Source organism: Methylomonas sp. EFPC1 (assembly GCF_016925515.1).
GTDB lineage: Bacteria > Pseudomonadota > Gammaproteobacteria > Methylococcales > Methylomonadaceae > Methylomonas > Methylomonas defluvii.
In genome coordinates this window covers 650,836-666,321 of sequence record NZ_CP070494.1, presented here as the reverse complement: position 1 = coordinate 666,321, position 15,486 = coordinate 650,836, and the positions used below count along the sequence as shown (strand labels likewise).

At 52.6% G+C, this 15,486-nt stretch carries 18 protein-coding genes and 1 other RNA gene; 10 read left to right on the top strand and 9 right to left on the bottom strand.

Annotated elements, in window-relative coordinates; genetic code table 11:
• Positions 1–54: 54 nt before the first annotated feature.
• Positions 55–978, top strand: a complete 924-nt coding sequence (locus JWZ98_RS03080) for a site-specific DNA-methyltransferase (RefSeq protein WP_205453195.1) — start codon at positions 55–57, stop codon at positions 976–978.
• 2 nt (positions 979–980) lie between these two features.
• Here the strand turns inward: JWZ98_RS03080 and JWZ98_RS03075 are convergent, their stop codons facing one another.
• Together JWZ98_RS03075 and ssrA are read right to left on the bottom strand one after the other, a co-directional pair.
• Positions 981–1,445, bottom strand: a complete 465-nt coding sequence (locus tag JWZ98_RS03075) for a hypothetical protein (RefSeq protein ID WP_205453193.1) — start codon at positions 1,443–1,445, stop codon at positions 981–983.
• A gap of 260 nt (positions 1,446–1,705) precedes the next feature.
• Positions 1,706–2,086, bottom strand: a transfer-messenger RNA (tmRNA) gene (ssrA, locus tag JWZ98_RS03070).
• Between the two features lie 358 nt (positions 2,087–2,444).
• Between ssrA and JWZ98_RS03065 the strand changes: the two genes are divergently transcribed.
• Genes JWZ98_RS03065 through trxC form a run of 4 tightly spaced genes read left to right on the top strand, consistent with a single transcriptional unit; the run spans position 2,445 to position 5,149 of the window.
• Entirely contained in the window at positions 2,445–3,389 is a 945-nt protein-coding gene (locus tag JWZ98_RS03065) for a DnaJ C-terminal domain-containing protein (protein WP_205453192.1), read from the top strand.
• Positions 3,390–3,392: 3 nt separating this feature from the next.
• Complete coding sequence (locus JWZ98_RS03060) at positions 3,393–3,701, top strand: chaperone modulator CbpM (RefSeq protein WP_171696580.1); 309 nt, start codon at positions 3,393–3,395, stop codon at positions 3,699–3,701.
• A gap of 2 nt (positions 3,702–3,703) precedes the next feature.
• Entirely contained in the window at positions 3,704–4,657 is a 954-nt protein-coding gene (locus JWZ98_RS03055) for a zinc metalloprotease HtpX (protein WP_205453190.1), read from the top strand.
• Positions 4,658–4,714: 57 nt separating this feature from the next.
• Complete coding sequence (gene trxC / locus JWZ98_RS03050) at positions 4,715–5,149, top strand: thioredoxin TrxC (RefSeq protein WP_205453189.1); 435 nt, start codon at positions 4,715–4,717, stop codon at positions 5,147–5,149.
• Here trxC and JWZ98_RS03045 read toward each other — a convergent pair.
• Both JWZ98_RS03045 and JWZ98_RS03040 read right to left on the bottom strand, forming a co-directional pair.
• Positions 5,144–6,514: a UDP-N-acetylglucosamine-peptide N-acetylglucosaminyltransferase gene (locus JWZ98_RS03045; protein WP_205453188.1), complete on the bottom strand. Its 1,371-nt coding sequence runs from the start codon at positions 6,512–6,514 to the stop codon at positions 5,144–5,146. The genes trxC and JWZ98_RS03045 overlap by 6 nt on opposite strands.
• A gap of 115 nt (positions 6,515–6,629) precedes the next feature.
• Complete coding sequence (locus JWZ98_RS03040; protein WP_205453187.1) at positions 6,630–7,052, bottom strand: hypothetical protein; 423 nt, start codon at positions 7,050–7,052, stop codon at positions 6,630–6,632.
• Positions 7,053–7,142: 90 nt separating this feature from the next.
• On the opposite strand from JWZ98_RS03040, the gene cysD reads away from it, so the two are divergent.
• Genes cysD through cysN form a run of 5 tightly spaced genes read left to right on the top strand, consistent with a single transcriptional unit; the run spans position 7,143 to position 10,790 of the window.
• The gene (cysD, locus tag JWZ98_RS03035; protein ID WP_033156035.1) at positions 7,143–8,051 is read left to right on the top strand and encodes a sulfate adenylyltransferase subunit CysD; all 909 of its coding nucleotides are present in this window, start codon (positions 7,143–7,145) and stop codon (positions 8,049–8,051) included.
• Between the two features lie 36 nt (positions 8,052–8,087).
• Positions 8,088–8,507 carry a DUF4124 domain-containing protein gene (locus tag JWZ98_RS03030; protein WP_205453186.1) on the top strand — a complete coding sequence of 140 codons (420 nt, stop codon included), beginning with the start codon at positions 8,088–8,090 and terminating at the stop codon, positions 8,505–8,507.
• An 18-nt stretch (positions 8,508–8,525) separates the two neighbouring features.
• The gene (locus JWZ98_RS03025) at positions 8,526–8,729 is read left to right on the top strand and encodes a DUF2281 domain-containing protein (protein ID WP_205453185.1); all 204 of its coding nucleotides are present in this window, start codon (positions 8,526–8,528) and stop codon (positions 8,727–8,729) included.
• An 11-nt stretch (positions 8,730–8,740) separates the two neighbouring features.
• Positions 8,741–9,109: a type II toxin-antitoxin system death-on-curing family toxin gene (locus JWZ98_RS03020; protein ID WP_205453184.1), complete on the top strand. Its 369-nt coding sequence runs from the start codon at positions 8,741–8,743 to the stop codon at positions 9,107–9,109.
• Between the two features lie 55 nt (positions 9,110–9,164).
• Positions 9,165–10,790, top strand: a complete 1,626-nt coding sequence (cysN, locus tag JWZ98_RS03015) for a sulfate adenylyltransferase subunit CysN (protein WP_205453183.1) — start codon at positions 9,165–9,167, stop codon at positions 10,788–10,790.
• Positions 10,791–10,865: 75 nt separating this feature from the next.
• Here cysN and JWZ98_RS03010 read toward each other — a convergent pair whose 3' ends face one another.
• The 5 genes from JWZ98_RS03010 to JWZ98_RS02990 form a co-directional block, all read right to left on the bottom strand.
• Positions 10,866–11,312 carry a hypothetical protein gene (locus JWZ98_RS03010; protein WP_205453181.1) on the bottom strand — a complete coding sequence of 149 codons (447 nt, stop codon included), beginning with the start codon at positions 11,310–11,312 and terminating at the stop codon, positions 10,866–10,868.
• Between the two features lie 72 nt (positions 11,313–11,384).
• Positions 11,385–12,803 (bottom strand): phosphomannomutase, encoded by a 1,419-nt coding sequence (locus JWZ98_RS03005; protein WP_205453179.1) that lies wholly within the window; start codon positions 12,801–12,803, stop codon positions 11,385–11,387.
• Between the two features lie 21 nt (positions 12,804–12,824).
• Complete coding sequence (locus tag JWZ98_RS03000) at positions 12,825–13,430, bottom strand: RloB family protein (protein ID WP_205453177.1); 606 nt, start codon at positions 13,428–13,430, stop codon at positions 12,825–12,827.
• Position 13,431: 1 nt separating this feature from the next.
• On the bottom strand, positions 13,432–14,694 hold the full coding sequence (locus JWZ98_RS02995; RefSeq protein WP_205453176.1) for an ATP-binding protein: 1,263 nt from the start codon (positions 14,692–14,694) through the stop codon (positions 13,432–13,434).
• A 100-nt stretch (positions 14,695–14,794) separates the two neighbouring features.
• On the bottom strand, positions 14,795–15,481 hold the full coding sequence (locus JWZ98_RS02990) for a YafY family protein (RefSeq protein ID WP_205453175.1): 687 nt from the start codon (positions 15,479–15,481) through the stop codon (positions 14,795–14,797).
• Positions 15,482–15,486 lie beyond the last annotated feature (5 nt).

Sequence of the window (15,486 nt, the reverse complement as noted above, 5' to 3'; positions counted from 1 at the left end):
AAGCCGAGCGCTTCAAATCAGAACACCACGAGTGTCATTGTAAGAGAGACACACGTGAAGACATTCCAGAAGGACAATATCACCCTGCATAACACCGATGCTTTAAGTCTTTTGGCTACTTTGCCGAATGATAGCGTCGACCTTATTGCCACCGATCCGCCTTACTATAAAGTCAAGGGCGAAGCGTGGGACAACCAGTGGAAAAATAAGCTTGGGTTTTTCGCCTGGCTGGATGACATTCTTGCTGAATATGAGCGGGTGTTAAAACCAGCCGGTTCTTTGTATCTTTTTGCCGGACCTCATTTAGCCACCCGTGTCGAGATCTCGGTGGCTGAACGCTTTGAGATGTTGAACCATATTATCTGGCGTAAACCCAGCGGGCGCCATAATGGTTGCAATAAGGAGTCGTTACGGCGCTACTTTCCGCAAACCGAGCATATTATGTTTGCTGAGAGCCGGAAGAAGATGCCGTTTGCCTTTGAAGCTATTCGGGCTTATCTGGATGCAGCAAGAACATCGGCAGAGGTGTCGCGTAAGCAAGTTGATCAGGCCTGTGGCTGTCAAATGTCGGGGCATTGGTTCGACCGTTCGCAATGGAGCTTCCCCAGCGTCAGCCACTACGAGACGATGAATGGATTGTTCGGTAACACGCTTAAGCCTTACGCGGATCTGAAAGCGGAATATAAAACGATCAAGCGACAGCAACGGCATTTTTCAGTGACCAAACACGTGCCGTTTACTAATGTGTGGGACTTTAAGCCGGTGCAATGGTATCCAGGTAAACATCCGTGCGAGAAGCCATTGCCGTTGATGAAGCACATCGTCTCAGCTAGTTCCAGGCCTGGCGATACGGTGTTGGATACGTTTGTGGGATCAGGATCGACGGTGCTGGCTTGCCGGGAATTGGGGCGAGGGTTTGTCGGGTGTGAGATGGGTGAACTTGAGTATGCCGGGGCTGTTTCGCGTTTATCGGACTGATGTTACTTGATTGTTAGGTTTTCAAATTGTTTCCCGGATATCGGTAGGACAACGTCATGCCGTTCAAGGTAAACGCCGGTTGATGTTCCTACCAGCTTGAACGAAATCAGCATTGATGCTGATTTACTTTTCTTATCGAGTGCAGTGATAGCGATATCGGTGAAGGTGTGGTGGTTAGATGATTCAACAAAGTAATCACGGTTCCAATCGCAATTGATCGAGAAATCGGTATTGCTGCGCTTCGAAGACGATGCGGTGTAACCTGACTTGACTTTCGATCTGTAAACAGTGGCGGTGCAATGGTTTGTGTCGCTCTCTCCAAAATGGATTAACACAGTCGGCTTGTCTTTGAGGGTGAATTTGAAGTCGGTTACGTTGATAACCTTCATTGAATTGTCAGCCGCGTAGCTACTTGAAACACATAAAGCAGCGGACGCTATAAACAAATAGCGGATTATGTTCTGCACAGTCAGCCCCTTAGCCGCATAGCAACGCCTCGGTCAAAAAACACTCCTCCTCGCCCGCGCGGTTTTTGCATAAATTTTTGCAAGCGAAATGAGAAATTGAAATAACCAGCACGCCAGCCCCATTAAATCCGGCATAGCTGGTCATTTTTTTAATTTCATAATTTGCAAAAAAAAGGCGGTTTGTGAAAAAACAAACCGCCAATTTAACGCCAAACACCGGAATACAAAAATGATTTATCTTTGTATTTCAGTTACTTAGGTGGTGGAGGTGGGGGGAATTGAACCCCCGTCCGCAAGCACTCCGCCACAAGCTCTACATGCTTATCCCGCGCTTTTAATTTAACTGTTGACTACCCGTCGGGCCAAGAGGATCAACAGCGATTTCGATTGGATTTAGCGATTCAGGCTCCGAACTAAGCCCTGGCGCGATCTTATGTAATATGATCCCTGAGCGCCTCCCGAGGGAGACTCCAGACGCATAAGTACATCTGGTCAGAGAAGTGGTGCAGGTTTTAAGCTGCTAAGGCCACTGAGTAGTTTTCGTCGTTTGCGAATACTTGTTTTCAGTAGGTTTTACGAGCTGTACTGTGCTCGGCATGCACCTGAGGTTTTGCTACCCACGTCGAAGCCATGTCACCCCCAAGAAGTTATATCTTATCAAATCGATAAAATAATTGTCATTAAGATGGGTTTGAAATCAACGATTTCAAGTTATTCCAAAAAATAACCGCAGGGCAAAGCCTCTTGTTTTTGCAAGAGCGCACCACCATTTTTCAGGCATATTCACTTGACGGGTTTTATTTAAGATTGTCGCACTCCAGGCAATCCGCTATAAAACCGTTATCAACTCGGGCCTTAAGCAGCGTTCGCCTAGAGTTCGTCGGAAGGCAGCCCACCGTGGGCTTCGACAAGTTCCGCCAGAACAGTATGTCTGCGGTAAATTAGAGCCGGGCGGCAGTTAGATTTAGCTTGGTCAACGTCGGTCACAGGAGGCATGACGTGCAATACAAAGACTATTATCAAATTCTCGGCGTCAATCGCGACGCGGTGCTTGCGGACATCAAAAAAGCCTACCGCAAACTGGCGCGCAAATATCATCCGGACATTTCCAAGGAAGCGGATGCCGAGTCGCACATGAAAGAGATCAACGAAGCCTACGCGGTGCTCTCTGATACGGAAAAACGCGCAGCTTACGACCAACTCGGACGCGGTTATCGGCCCGGCCAGGAGTTCCATCCCCCGCCCAATTGGGATGCCGGCTTCGAGTTTTCCAGCACCGACACTGCCGATTTCGGCGACTTTTTCAGCGAATTATTCGGCAAGATGGGCGCCGGCCGAGCTCGCGGCGGACCCTTTGAGGGCCAAGCCGGCTTTCATGCCCAAGGCGAAGATCACCACGCCAAAGTGCTGCTGGATATAGCCGACGCTTTTAACGGCGCGGCCCGGCAAATCAGCTTGCGCGTGCCGCGCATGGATGCCGGCGGCCATGTAGTGTTGGACACCCGCACCTTGAATGTGAAAATCCCCAAGGGCGTGTACGAGGGACAGATTATCCGCTTAGCCGGCCAGGGCGCGCCGGGCATAGGCAACGGCAAATCTGGCGACTTACTGCTGGAGGTGCATTTCAATCCGCATCGGCGTTTACGGGTGGACGGCAGCAATCTGCATATGAGCTTGCCGGTCACACCTTGGGAAGCGGCGCTTGGCGCGATGGTGCCAGTGAATTTATTCGATACCGGCCTGAAAGTGCGTATCCCGGAAGGCACGCAAAGCGGCCAGCAACTGCGGCTGCGCGGCAAGGGCATACCCAGCACGACACCCGGCGATTTGCTGTTGGATATTCAGGTGGTATTGCCGCCGGCCAACACGGCCAAAGCTAAAGCACTTTACGAAACCATGGCGCGCGAACTGGCTTTCGACCCGCGCACAAACCACAGGAGCTAAAGCATGTCATCAGCCGAGAACTTGATCGACGCCGTTCTGGAAGACAGCGGCCTGACTTTGCAGCAACTGGCGGCCATCTGCGCAGTAGAACCGGAATGGATTACCCGGCATATAGAAGAAGGCTGGCTCAATCCGCTGCCGCAACAGCAAAGCGAATGGCGTTTTTCCAGCGCCCACTTGGTGCGGGTGCGGCGTATCGTTAGCCTGGAACGCAATTTCGAAGCCTTGCCTGAGCTAGCGGCACTGGTCGCGGACATGCAAGAAGAAATTGACGACTTACGCCGCCGATTACGCCGGGCAGGCCTGGAGTAACCATGCAAACTATCGAATGGCATCGCCACAGTTGGCTCAACCGCCTGCAGACATTACTTTTAATGTTGGCGCTACTGGTAATCTGCACCTTGGCCGGCAGCCTGTTGTTCGGCGAAGAAGGTATCTGGATTGCGTTGGCGACCGGCGCGATTGCGCTGATCTTCGAACCGGCGGCAGCCTGGCGCTTGACGCTAAGTCTTTACCGGGCGAGGCCTATCCATCCGCAAGAAGCGCCGGCGCTGTGGCAAATGCTGCAGGTACTGACCGAACGCGCCGAACTGCCGAGCGTTCCGGCGCCGTATTACATTCCCAGCCCGCTTATCAATGCCTTTGCGGTCGGCAGCCGCCAACAATCGGCCATTGCGTTGACCGACGGTTTATTCAAACAACTTAACTCGCGGGAACTGGCCGGCGTGTTGGCGCACGAAATGGCGCATATTGCCAATAACGATTTGCGGGTGATGGGCTTGGCCGATGCGATTAGCCGGATTACCGCTTTATTCGCCGCCACCGGACAGTTGTTTTTGTTGCTGTCCATCCCTTTGCTGCTGTTCGGTGAGATCAGTTTTCAAATCAATTGGCCGGGTTTGTTGCTGCTGTTGTTTTCGCCGCATCTGGCCTTATTGATGCAGCTGGGCTTATCACGCATCCGCGAATACGATGCCGACCTGAATGCGGCGGCGCTGACCGGCGACCCCTTGGGTTTGGCGACAGCCTTGGCGCATATCGAACGAGTCAGTGGCGGCTGGAAGTCGATACTGCTACCGGGCTGGGGCAATCCGGAGCCTTCTTGGCTGCGCACTCATCCGCCCACCGCTGAACGGGTACGCCGCCTGCAAGCCTTAAGCCCCAGCCGGCCGCAAACGCTTTGGCACGAACCGTTCATCGCTCCGAGTTTCGGTAACCGGGTGGTTGTTCGGCCAGTTCGTTGGCGCATCGGCGGTTTGTGGCGATAGTTGGTTAATTTTTAGGGGCGAATAGATTCGCCGAAACCTATATTTCGAGAACACCATATGAGTGAATCCCTACATTTAGTCTGCCCAGATTGCCTAGCTGTCAACCGCTTACCGGCAAACCGTTTGTCGCAAAATCCAAAATGTGGGCAATGCCATCAATCCTTGTTCAGCGGCCATCCTTTGGCGTTGACTGCGAAAAGTTTTGAAATACATCTGGCGCGCAACGACATTCCACTGCTGGTGGATTTTTGGGCGGATTGGTGCGGACCCTGCAAAATGATGGCACCAGCGTTTGCCCAAGCCGCACAGGTTTTGGAGCCACGAATTCGGCTGGGTAAAGTCGACACCGAAGCCGAGCAAGCGCTCAGCGCCCGTTTCAATATCCGCAGTATTCCGACGCTGATTCTATTCAAGGGAGGAAAAGAACTGACCAGACAAGCCGGCGCGCTAAGCGCGCAAGACATCGTTCGCTGGGTCAATAGCCAGCTATAAGCGCGGCTCGGTTTGGCCGATCGCTATCGGCAGATCGCCGGCGACATGCCGCTGCCACATGGTTTTATACAGGGTTTCCAAATGCCGGGTATAGGCTTTGATATCAAACAGCGGCGTGCTCAGGCGATTATCGGCCAGTTTCTGCCTGACTTCGCTCAAGCGCGCCGGGTTGGTCGCCAATTCCAGGGCCAAATCGTAATACCCTTCCAAATCCGCGGCAATCAACTCCGGCAAGCCGATCGCATGCAGCAAGCTGCCGGCGACCCGCGACGCAAAGGTATCGCCGACGCAAGTGACTATCGGCACCCCCACCCATAAGGCATCGCTAGCGGTGGTATGCGCGTTGTAGGGCTGAGTATCCAGCACCAGATCGGCCAAGGCCAGGCGGCCCAAGTGTTCGACCTGCGGTAAATCGTCGGCAAATATCAATCTATCCGGCGCTATGCCGCGTTGATACGCTTCATTTCTAAGCCGGCCTTTGGCTTTGGAGTTCTTTAACAACCACAACACACTGCCCGGCACGCTATACAACAGTCGACACCAGATATCGAACACTTCCGGGGTAATTTTATAGGCTTGGTTGAAACAGCAAAAGACGAAGCTGTGCTCGTCCAAACCATGCTGAGCGCGTTTGGTCTGCTTGCCAATTTCCGCATGCCGGCCGTGCGGTTGATAACTATCCGGCAGGTAGGCAAAGGCTTCGCTGTAATCAGCTGCGCTGGCTGCCGGCGTCAGGTAGGGATCGGTGATGATGTAATCACAGAAATCGCCGCCCAAGGTACCGGGATACCCCAGGTAGTTGACCTGAATCGGCGCTGGTCGGTAGCTAAGAATCTCGGTGCGGGTGCCGCGGGTGTAACCTTTTAAATCGATCAGAATGTCGATGTTATCGTGGTGGATGGCTTGGGCGGCTTCAGATAAAGACAGGGCTTGCAGATCGACAAAACTGTCGAAAAATTCACACAGGCGTTGGCGCATGCCCAGGCCGTCGTCCGGCCCATAAGAATAGGCATACACTTCAAACTGCTCTCGATCATGGGCTTCGAACAACTCGGCCAGCAAAAATGCCGTGGCATGCTCATGAAAATCGCAAGACAAATAGCCCAAACGAATTTTAGGTCTGTTGCTCGTAGGGTAGTTAAAAGCCAGATCGGCTCGTTCCAGCGCACTAGCATCGATACGGTCTTTCAACCAGAGATCAGCACACAAGCGTTGTTCCGCGGCCGACACCCCCGTCATTGATAACAAATGAAACGGCGAGACTTTATTGCTTTCCTGAGCCGCCAAGCTTAGACGCATCTTCTGGCGCCATTCCTCGAAACGCTCCCATTCGCAAAGGCTGCGACTGCGATCATAGAATTTCATCTGCCTGACTCCGTCGCCATCTTGCCTAATGGCCCGCGAAGATACGCGGGACTTGAACCTCATGGTACCCCAAATCCGCCGCAGTGCCTGATTTATCGAGGTAAGGACTAAAGCGCTACAGCATTTGTAACAGTGGTTTGAGCGGAATGGAGAACTTTTGCCTGGCGACATCGCCAATCACGCCGGTATAACTGCGCTGTAGATACAAATCCACACCGCACACCCGAGCGATCATTGAGCAGCGGCCGCTGAGCGCAAACTGCTCGCCCTGCAGGCGATAAATTAACGGTACGCAGTCGTTGCGCAGTATCGGCCCGGCGACGATGAAATCAATGCGCTGATCGAACATTTCGTATTCAAGGCTTTCCGGCAACAGCGCCAGCTCCGCCAACAACACCTTGTCGTCATCGCCGATAGTGCCGTAAATACTGCAAAGGCACTGGCGCAAATCCATCAGTAACAGGTCCGCCAGTTTTGGCGCATTGAGCCGACCGGGCTGCTGCGCGGCCAGTTTTTCCAGTCCGTGTATCTGTCTCATAAGCTTTGCCGATAGCGTCGATGGGGGTTTGCCTTTAAAATAGCGGGCTTACACTCCACAGCAATCATGGCCGTGCGCCCCGGATAATTGATGACCGATTATAAATTAACCCATCTGAAACAGCTCGAAGCAGAAAGCATCCATATCATTCGCGAAGTGGCGGCGGAATTTGAAAAGCCGGTCATGCTGTATTCCATCGGCAAGGATTCCGCGGTCATGCTGCATCTGACCCGCAAAGCCTTCTTCCCCGGCAAACCGCCCTTCCCTTTGCTGCATGTCGATACCACCTGGAAATTCCGCGAGATGATTGAGTTTCGTAACAACATGGCGAAAGATCTGGGCTGGGATTTAATTGTGCATATCAACGAAGAAGGTGTCGCCCAAGGTATAGGCCCGTTCACGCACGGCAGTAAAAAGCATACTGACGTGATGAAAACCGATGCGCTGAAACAAGCCTTGAACAAATACCAGTTCGACGCGGCCTTCGGCGGTGCGCGCCGCGACGAGGAAAAATCCCGCGCCAAGGAACGGGTGTATTCATTCCGCGACAAAAACCACCGTTGGGACCCGAAAAACCAACGTCCGGAACTCTGGAACATCTACAACGGCAAAGTCGATAAAGGCGAATCCATCCGCGTGTTCCCGCTATCCAACTGGACCGAGCTGGACATCTGGCAATACATCCACCTGGAAAACATCCCCATCGTGCCTTTGTATTTCGCCAAAGAGCGGCCGGTGGTGGAAAAAGACGGCATGCTGATCATGGTCGATGACGAGCGCATGCCGATAGGCCCCAACGACAAAGTCGAAATGAAAATGGTGCGTTTCCGCACCTTGGGTTGCTACCCCCTGACCGGCGCAGTCGAATCCACCGCCACCACCTTGCCGGAAATCATCCAGGAAATGCTGCTGACCACTACGTCTGAGCGCCAAGGCCGTTTGATCGACCACGATCAGGCTGGGTCTATGGAGCAGAAGAAACGGGAAGGTTACTTCTAAACGCTTGTACCATTAGCGAATGAGGAAACACGAATAGTGAAGAAATTCTTGTGCTTGTTTATCCTGTTTTACTCCGCGGATAGCTTGGCCGGTGTTTACAAATGTACCGACGCTAAAGGTCATGTAGTCTATTCGGATACCGCTTGCGATCACAAAGCGGATCGCAAGACACCGGATTTAAAACCGCTCGCGGAAGTGAAAGCAGAACAGCCGCTTTCCTCAAAACTAACCGACAAAGTTAAAGGCCTTTTCGAAAGCGCCCCAAAACCAGAGCCTAACAATCCAGCAGCCGGCTCCGCAGAGCGCAATGCACAAAACTTCGTTTGCGACGGCCGCGTCTATTGTTCGCAAATGAGCTCGTGCGAAGAGGCGACGTACTTCATCAATCACTGCCCGGACACCAAAATGGATGGCAACAATGATGGCATTCCCTGCGAAAAACAGTGGTGTCGATAAGTCTTTTTAGTGGTGACTATGCAATTACATGAAGAAATACAAGAACACCTTGCAAGACTGGGGCCCAATCTGCAAGCCGAGGTTTTGGATTTCGTCTTGTTTTTGGAACAAAAACAACAGCAATCCTTACCCGATACAGTCATTAACGATGAAGAGGCCTTAAAGATTCACGAGCAATTGATGGATCAATATGCCGACGCCTTTGCAAAACTAGCGCAGTAACAGTGCCCGACTTGTCTTTTATTTCAAAAACATTGGCTTTAGCGATACATCGGCAACAGATAGAACGCTTCGGCGGCACGCAGGGCATCAGGGATGAAGCCTTGCTGGAATTGGCGCTCGGCGCAGCCCGGCAAACTTGGCACTACAGCGGCGACATTTTTCAAACCGCCGCTCAATACTGCTATTCGCTGGCCAATAACCATCCGTTTCTGGACGGTAACAAGCGAGCCGCTGCGGCCTGTATGCTGGTTTTTCTGGCTGCCAACCATAAACAACCGGCCATGGATAACACCCAGCTCTACGAATGGGTGATTAATGTAGCAACCCGGCAATTGAGTCGTGACGAACTAGCCGACTTATTAAAACAATATTGCAAGTAAGCGCTTCATGAAATAGCGCGGCACCTTTTAAACAAATAAGGCACTTAGGAACCCCATGACCCACCAATCCGACCTAATCAGCACCGACATCAACGCCTATCTGGCGCAACACGAGCGCAAAGAGCTATTGCGCTTTTTAACCTGCGGTAATGTCGACGACGGCAAGAGCACCCTGATCGGCCGCTTGTTGCACGATTCTAAAATGATTTACGAAGACCAGTTGGCTGCAGTGCAGGCCGACAGCGTCAAATCCGGCACCACCGGCGCCGGCAAGATCGACTTGGCCTTGCTGGTCGACGGCTTGCAAGCCGAGCGCGAGCAAGGCATTACCATCGACGTCGCCTACCGCTATTTCTCCACTTCGACGCGCAAATTCATCATCGCCGACACCCCGGGCCACGAGCAATACACCCGCAACATGGCCACCGGCGCCTCGACCTGCGACTTGGCAGTGATCTTGATCGACGCCCGTTACGGTGTGCAAACCCAAACCAAGCGCCACAGTTTCATTGCTTCCTTGCTGGGCATCAAGCACATCATCGTCGCCATCAACAAGATGGACCTAGTCGGTTACAGCGAAGAAACCTTCCGCAAGATTCAGGACGATTATCTGGCGTTCATCAAATCACTGGATCTACACGACGTTCATTTCATTCCGATGTCCGCATTGGACGGCGATAACGTGGTTAACCCTAGCGCCAACATGCCCTGGTTTACCGGCATGCCGATGATGGAGTTGCTGAATAGCATCGAGATCGCGAGCGACCACAATTTCGCCGACGCCCGTTTCCCGGTGCAATACGTCAACCGCCCTAACCTGGATTTCCGCGGCTTTTGCGGCACCGTTGCATCCGGCATATTTCATAAAGGCGATGCCATTACCGCGCTGCCGTCCGGCAAAACCAGCAAGATCAAATCCATCGTCACCTTCGATGGCGAGTTGGACGAAGCGTTTGCGGCCATGGCGGTCACGTTGACACTTGAAGATGAAATAGACGTCAGCCGCGGCGACATCATCCTGGGCCAGCAACAAGCCTCGCCCAGCATCGCCGACAAATTCAAGGCCACTATCGTCTGGATGACCGAGCAAGCCATGGTGCCTGGACGGCAGTATGTGATTAAGCTGGCGACGCGCAGCGTGTCCGGCTCAGTGTCGATGATTCACCACCGTATCGACGTCAACACGCTGGAACACCACGATGCCAATGAGTTGAAACTGAACGAAATCGGTTCTTGCACCGTGGCAGTCAATGCGCCGGTGGTATTCGACCCATACAAACGCAACAAAACCACCGGCTCGTTCATCGTCATAGACCGGCTGACCAACGTCACGGTCGGCGCCGGCATGATCACCGGTGACGCCAGCGCCGAAGACTGGTCGCCAGTCTCCGCCGCGGAACGGGCGACTCGCTTCAGCCAAACCGCCAGCATCATCGCCTTGAGCGGCGCCAATGCCCAACAAGCAGCTTATCAGCTGGAACGCAAACTGTTCGATACCGGCCATGCCACGACGGTATTGGAACAAGCCAACAATGCGCTAGCCACTGCGATCAAAAACGCCGGTTTATTGTGCCTGTGCCTGGACGAAAAACCCGCTGTGGCCGATCTAAGTTTCGATTGCGATCAATACAACGTCGATGATATTTACGTTGCGTTGAAAAATCGGGAAGTGATTCGTTAGTGATGTATTCGCCAAGCACTAGTCTTGGCGATATTTAGGAAGGGCGGCGAACCTCGCCGCCCTTTTTCCAGCAGATTAGTTCAACAAATCCAGCGCTTTTGCCGCCGCTTTTTGTTTGGCTTTGCCTTTCACGGCTTTGACCGCTTCGCCGGTTGATTTGGGCGCCGCGTCGACTTTACCTTTCAACTGTTTTGCCGTTTCCTTACCAGCCTTCAGGGTTTCGGCGCCTTGCTTAACCTCGGACGGCACGGCTTGCTCCAGTTTTTGCTGAGCGGCATCTTTTACTGCTTCCTGGGCCTGACTTTTCAACTGGCCCGGTGCATTTTCCACGCCTTGCTTGACTTCCTGGGCACGCTGCAATGCTTCGTTGGCCTGCTCCGCACGCTGCACCGCGCCTGGGGCAACGGCTGTCGCGGTATCTTTCGCCGCTTGTTTGGCCACGCCTTCCAATACCGCCGACTGCGCAAACGCGGCGCCGGAAACCAAGACTAAAGAACTGAATAAAATCGCTTTATGTTGCATGGTGTTACCCTCGTACTTAGTTGTTATCGAGATTAGACAATACTACAAGGAAACTTAACGGCGGATTAACCGCTAGCCGGCAATCCGTTTTAACGTCAAAGCCACCAACTCTTCCGCGCGCGCCATAGCGTCGGCCTCGGCGTAGCAACGCAATTCCGGCGCATTGCCGGAGGGACGCAGATGCACGATCTCGCCGTTGGCGAAGGTCAAACGCAGGCCGTCCGTCGTATCGCGGCTAACCGGAGCCCCGAGCGTGTCGCCCCATAGCCCGCGATAAGCGGTCTCATCGGCTTGCAATCGTTCCAGCAAGGCCCGGCTATTGGCGACCGGAAACGCCTGGATGCGGTCGCTGGCAGTGTAACGTTGCGGCAAACCTTGCAGCAGCCCCGATAACTTTACCCCTTGGGTGCTCGCCATCGCCAATAAAGCCAAGGCCGGCAGCAATGAATCGCGAGTCGGCAACGGCGCCAAAACCTTGCCGTTTACCGACAAACCGCTCCCGGCCAAAAAGCCGCCGTTGGCCTCGAAGCCGGCTACGCCGCCGCTTGGCACTTGCTCCATACCGGCAATCACGTATGGCGAGCCAATCCGCGTGCGAACCACTTGCTTGAACCAGCCGGATGCTTCGATGGCGGTATTGCAACTCACCGGCGTCACCACCGTGTCAGCGCCCAGAAATTTCGCGCACAGCAAACCAACAATGTCGCCGCGCAGCCATTCGCCGGTTTCGTCGCCGATCAAGGGACGGTCGCCGTCGCCGTCGGTGGAGATCAAAGCATCCAATTTGTATTCGGCGGCCCAGTTGCGGCCGCGTTGCCGATCCGCCTCGCCGACGGCTTCGGTGTCGATAGGTACGAAGGTATCGGTGCGCTCCAAACCAATCACTTCCGCGCCCAGTTCCGCCAGTACTTCTTTCAACACATCCCGTGCGGCGCTGGAATGTTCGTAGACGCCAACCCGCCAGCCGTTTAACAAATCATCAGCGAACAAACTGGCGTAGCGTTGGCGAAATTCCGTCAGCGCGGCCGAATTAACAGCGGGCAGTTCAGCCGTCACGTCTTGCACATTCACCGTCGCACCGGTCATCGCCGCTTCGTCGGCCTTGCTGATTTCGCCATCGGCCCGATAAAACTTGATGCCATTACGATCAAACGGAATATGACTGCCGGTGACCATAATCGCCGGCAGACCTTGCACCAACGCATACAAAGCTAAAGCCGGCGTCGGCAACACCCCGCAAAAATCCACTTCGCAGCCGGCCTGACGGATGCCGGCCACGCAGGCTTGGGCGATTTCCGGGCTGGACGGCCTGAGGTCCATACCCAAAACAATTTTTTGGCCGGGCCGCGCCAGATTTAAACCTTGGATAAACGCCAGCGTATAAGCGGCGCAGACTTCGCCGGTCATTTGACTAACCAGGCCGCGCGCGCCGCTGGTGCCGAACGCCACGCCGCTGTCGGCCATCATTTGTTGGATGTTGATTGTTGTCATGGAACCTTAGGATGGTTTGAGTTAACGAATTTTTTGCGGTTGAGATAATTCTTCGAAATACGCCAGCAACTCATGCAGACGAGTGCTCGGATTCATTTCGCCGCTATCGAGTGCTTCGGTTAAGACTTTTGGCGCGAAGTGCCTGGCTTCAGGGAGCCGGCTTTCCAGGCTCCGGAAAATATTTCGATCACTGCCCTTGTCATAGTCCACGAAATCGGGATAAGCGCGTAAGTCTTTGAGCAAAGAGTCAGGCGAATGCGGCTTTCGGCTATATCCGAAATGCAGCAGCAACCAAAACTCAAAACAGGGGTAGGAAACAATCGCGTCAATTTTTGCCTGGCTTTTCGCTGCGTCCAACGCTTTTTCGAAGTTGGCGTGGGTATCGCGGTCTATCACGCAGAACACCCGGTCGAACTTGCCTTTTCTGCCAATCGCTTCATTGACAATGCTCAACGGGTCGGTTTTACCGCAATGGCAGATTTCGACTTGTACCTTTACCCGAAAATACCCACTAGCATCTTCTAAATAACGCTTACCTGACTTGCTGTCTTCGCAAATCACCAAGACAGTCGGTTGCGGTTTGAAACGCGGCTTACTCCGATTAAAAGACGCGGCGTTACGAGACATTTTAACTTCGGCGAATTATCGGCAAAGCACGGTAACGACCTTCGTAGTAGCGCTTTTCCAGATCTTCACCTTCCCTTCCCTCAAAATCGTGAATGGAACGCAGCTGGGTTGCACCGTTGGCATCGCGCTCGGTTAGCCAGAATTGGTCGCGGCGTAATAATTTTGTGTCCATCAGGTGCGTATCGTGTGTGGTAAATATGAGCTGCGCCGATGAATCAAATGCTAAGTGCTTTGCAATCAGAGTCGCGACAATATCTGGATGCAAGCTGCTATCAAATTCGTCTATAACTAAAGTTAAATTTTCTTTAGAAAATTGATTTGACTTGTTATACAGCATCCAAGGGAACCAAAACCCGACCAAGTTTTTGGTTCCTTCCGATTCCTCTTGAAAATCAAATTCAGCTTCTCCTAAAACAGTTTTATGAATGAAGATGGTTTTAAGCGAAGTTTTTACAGTCTCTTTTTGGGCATTCCTTAATAGCCCTATAGAATTATTCAATGGGGAGTCTGCAATTTCAAAACGCATATTGGAAACAGGCACATCAATATCTTGCAAGAACGAAGAAATCTTTTCCGCAAACATCGTATTCTTTTCAGCAATCCGCTGACTAATATCCGCCCATTCTTCCATCTTTCCAGTCAGAACCAACATACCTCCTTGGAGCCAACTAAACGGCTGGCGCAACTGGGTTAGCTCTTCGCTACTATTAGCTACGGCTTGACTAATAAACAATACGTTTGGGCCTGTCGATTTTTTCCAGACCTCATGTAAATCAGAACCACCTTCCAACAATTTTCCAAAAACATAGGTATCTCCATTTTCTTCATGTTTTCGCTCATAGAGTAATGATTGTTTTCCCATTGGAAACATAATTAATCGTTCCTCGACAATACGGTCTTGAGTCAAAGCCAACTCAAACACATACCTCATTTCAACATGAATAAAATGTAACTCAATACGGCTGGGCTGATTCAACAAATCTGGATCGAAGCGAAATGGTGATACAGGGAGCGGCGATGGCTGAGCGGCAGGTTGACGCATCACAACAGTGCTAACAATTTGAAGCGCTTTAATCAAATTGCTTTTGCCAGAGGCATTAGGTCCATAAATTGCCGCCACTTTCAACAAATCCGGGAGTTTCTCGCCCTTTACGACAGGCTTGAACACATTTTCACGTTTCCGTAATCTGGGCGCAGCAACCATCGAAAAAGTCTGCTTCTCGCGGAAAGAACGGAAATTACTAATTGAAAACTCGATCAACATGCAGAAAACCCGCAAATAAATAAGATAGTTATCGATAAATATAGCGAATTAGCAGATCATTTGCAGATTTTCTACAAATGATCTGCTCAATGGTTACTAATCACTGCGGCACACACTGCATCCGCCGAATAAAATCCTGCAAGGTTTGGCCAGGGTCATCGGTAAACGCTTCGTCCAGCACCAGCGCCCGCAGGATACGGTCCAGCCGAAAATTACGAAAGTCGCCGCGCAGTTCGCACCAGCCCACCAAGGTCCAGACGTTGCCCCAAAAATATAAGCCCAGCGGTCTGATCCGTCGTTGGCTGAATGTGCCGTCGGCGCGACGGTAATCCATGGACAGCAAGCACTTGCCGTCCAACGCCTTGCGGCAAATATCCATGGTCACATCCAAATCTTCGCGCGGCGAAAAACGCAGCGCGAATAATTTGCTGCGCTCCAGTTGTTCGCGCAATTCCGCAGGCACTACCGCCGTCACTTTGTCCAGCACCGACTGCGCGGAATGTCCCAGCTCCTTACCGGCCCAAGTTTTCACCATCCGCGCGCCGATTACCAAGGCTTCCAGTTCGGCGGCGCTGAACATGATGGGCGGAATATCCAGACTGTGACGGAGCATGTAACCGACACCGGCCTCGCCTTCGATAGGAATGCCGGACAGGCTTAACACCTGGATGTCGCGATAGATGGTGCGTTCGGATACTTCCAGACGCTCGGCAAGCGCCTTGGCGGTAACCAGCCTTCGGTTACGTAGGATTTGGACGATTTGAAATAGACGATCAGCGCGGCGCATTTGCA